The sequence below is a fragment of the Streptomyces sp. NPDC033229 genome, assembly GCF_055576875.1.
Genome location: NZ_JBVIQR010000154.1, coordinates 1 through 3,217 on the forward strand (window position 1 = coordinate 1; position 3,217 = coordinate 3,217).

Sequence of the window (3,217 nt, forward strand, 5' to 3'; positions counted from 1 at the left end):
CTCCGCACTGTACTTCGAGGGCCTTGCCACGTGGATCTACACCATCCAGGATCAACACGATCCATTGTCAGGTGTGTCCACACCACGGGGATCACGTCACTAGCCCACCTCGACACGGGCCAGGTCACTTGTTGGACCCCCTGGCACCGCTGGAGCCTGATGAGCGTGCTCGCCTACGCCCTCCTGACAGTCGGCGCCCTCCACGAGCGGCAACGCAATCCCGACGACCTCGACGACGACCGGGTCATAGTGCCCGTCAGCCCGCGTGACCTCCTCGCCCTGTTCCGCGCCTTCGCCCGGCCCCGCCAGGACACCGATCCGGCTCACGCCACGCGCTGGTCACGGTGGCGTCGCCATCACCAGCATCGCGCGACGGCCTGCCACCGCCACTGGAACGAGATCACCGCAACAGCCACCAACAACATGACCAGAGACCTCACACGTCACGAACTACAGCTGCCGTGTCTGTCATCTGGCGTCTCCTTGATCATCAGATCCGCCGTCTATTGGACACTCCCGCCCCAGCGCGTGACCGACCCCGAACATCCTGCACTGGTCGAGCTGGCGCCGAGCCAGCCATCAGTTCCAGGCCGCTACCTGCCACCGCCATTGGAACGAGGTCACCGCAGCAGCATGATCGGAACTACAGCTGCTATGACAGTGCGGACTGTGCTCGGACACCGCGCCGCCCGGCTGCTCCTGGGCTCCGAAGGGCCAGACTTCGGTCGTACGGGTCAACGGGCGCCGCTTCCGGGTGAACCTCATGTGCGATCGCCTCCCGCGGCGCCCTGTGCTTCACCGTGTTCACCGAGATGTCCACCGCGAAGTGTTCACCTGTTCCGGACCAGCTCGCCCGTCAGGCCGGACGCGAGATCCCCGTGATCGCCGACCGCCACCCCGTCCAACCGCGGCAAAGCTGTCCGCATCCGGCTCGCCAATAATACCAAAGCGGATCGATTTGCACCTGCTGCCCCCGGATACAGCCCGGTGCTCAGTCCCGAAGGCCGCTGAACGCGAATATCAAACAGCACGTCCAGCCTGCCCGTACCCTTCAGCCGACGACTCCACCCACGAGCCCCGCCGCTACCTCCACCGAAAACACCATCAACCCCCACCACCCGCAGGTGACTTCTACACCCACACATGTACACAACTCAACAGTTCCGACCCCGCAGCACGCCACCGAACGGGTGAAATATTCACACTTTCCTTGTTTCGCGTTGACGGCGTGCGGTTCGCTGGCGGTACTTGGGTCACTGTTCAGGGGGCAGTCTAGCCCCATAAATTCCCCCGCCCTGGATGCGGGAGGCGACCTTCTGCCGCCGCAGCATCGCGGGTGATAACTTTATCTCGCAAACGTAAAGGTGCTACTGATGGAATCTCGGCAGGCTCCCTCCCTTGAGATCCCCTAAGGAAGCATTTTCCGCTTGTGCGGCTTGTGGCGCTTGTGGGCTGGTCACGGTGGTGTTCACTTCGCGCGAGGGCAGGCTTGCTTGCCCGTTCCGCCCAGAGTGTGCCCTGGTCTGCCTGCACAAGCACGACACCCAGGTAGGCCACCGCCAAAATCGGGCGCAGGCATAGCCTGGCGCCGCGTGAATAGCATGCCCGAGCGTTCGGGCCGTTGTTGTGACAGAGGCTCTTACCTAGTCGGCACACTGACGGTTACGTTCTCCTGGACGGCGCCGTGGGCCGGAACCGTCGGATCCGGCCCGAGGGCTGCTTCTCCTGGAGAATCCACCGGGAAGGAGTAGGCCTGCGGGTCGTCATGACGGACGACGGGGTGCTGCCGTGGATCACGCCTGTTCTGCTCGGCGACGCGAAGGCCGCCCGCATCCACGGCATCACCGATTTAGCCACAGCTGCAATCCCATCCAACGGGCTGTACATGAAAAGGGCTTTGGGATTACTGATGAGATATTGTTAATATTTTGGAGGATCCAAACTCATGAAGGTATATTTTCCGGCTGTTACCTCCGAAGCTTTCCAGAAATACTTCCAAGCCTGCGCCGTATTCTCGGGGCTTATGCTACTAACGCTTGCGCCGCCCCCTGCCGCGGCCGCACCGCCCCCGGATGAAGAAAACGTGTACATTGTCATTCATGACACATTCGGAAATTTTCTTATGGCAACCAAGAATGAACTCGGATATTACTATCAGAACACTAAAACCGGTGGAGATGTGTATCGGGAAGGTAAAGACATTCCTTTCGGGGCAGGGCAAGAGGCCTTTCCTGGCGGGCATCTGGAGAGAGCTGAGGAGGTTGAGCAGGGGGCGCTCAGGGAAATGCGGGAGGAAACTGGAGTAGAGGATCTGATGGTTTTTGACCCAGACGTGAAATATCGACGCGAAGATTTCAGGGATACCTACAACAAGCGTAAAGGGAAGAAGGTGAAACGCATCACGGCTAAGTATCATGCGGTTTATGCATCGATTAGCGAGAGTGGACTACTTGCGGTAAAGGGTGCGATGAAAAAGAATTTGGATCAGGCAAGGCGGGCTGCGGAAGCCGTCCAGGCGGGAAATATCACGATGTACGAAAAAATTGCGACGGAGTACCCAGGAGCTCCGGCCGACAACGAACTTAACACAGTGGAAGTTTGGAATGTTCGGGATAAGTGGGGTGTCATCGAAGGGTGGAGGAACGACCGGAACCGTAGCTGGTGGGTTGCCATCCTTGAAAATCTCAGAGAAAATACCGAACCTGTCACCCAAGGCACAGGCAACGCCCGAGCATAAGCAGACCTTTCGCTAAGATTATGGTGAGGCGGATGAGTCATTTGTGACAGCAGAAGGCTGCGGCAAATCTGAGGAAGGCCTGAAGGTTTCATATTGGGCCTTTCCCAAGCTCCCGTTGATGTGGTGTGTTGGAGGGTGAGGACGGCTTTGACGGTGTTGGTGATGCGGGTGGTACTGCAGTGGAGTTTCCGCGGGAGCCGCCAGGATTTGGGGGTGGCGTTGGCCTGTTCGCCGGCAGCGCGGATTCTGGCGTGGGAGGGGTTCACGGCGTGTTTGCCAGCCTGGAGATTCCTCCAGCGGCCGCGGTAGGGCACCCGGATTGTGCCCCCGGTGCGACCGGCTGATTGCCGTAGCCCGAGTGCCTTGAGGCCGGCGGCGTACTCGACTGACATGTAGTTACTGCCCCGGTCGGAATGGAATATTGCTCCGGCTGCCAGTTTCCGGTTGCGGGCCGCGTTGCGTATCGCCCGGGATATCAGG

Annotated in this window: 1 protein-coding gene and 1 pseudogene; one reads left to right on the top strand and one right to left on the bottom strand. The window is 59.9% G+C overall.

Annotated elements, in window-relative coordinates; translation table 11 throughout:
• Nucleotides 1-1,945 precede the first annotated feature (1,945 nt).
• Entirely contained in the window at nucleotides 1,946-2,737 is a 792-nt protein-coding gene (locus ACZ53N_RS36895) for an NUDIX domain-containing protein (protein ID WP_469145076.1), read from the top strand.
• A gap of 116 nt (nucleotides 2,738-2,853) precedes the next feature.
• Here ACZ53N_RS36895 and ACZ53N_RS36900 read toward each other — a convergent pair.
• A pseudogene (locus tag ACZ53N_RS36900) lies at nucleotides 2,854-3,063 on the bottom strand (IS5/IS1182 family transposase); the annotation flags it as partial.
• Nucleotides 3,064-3,217: the final 154 nt, after the last annotated feature.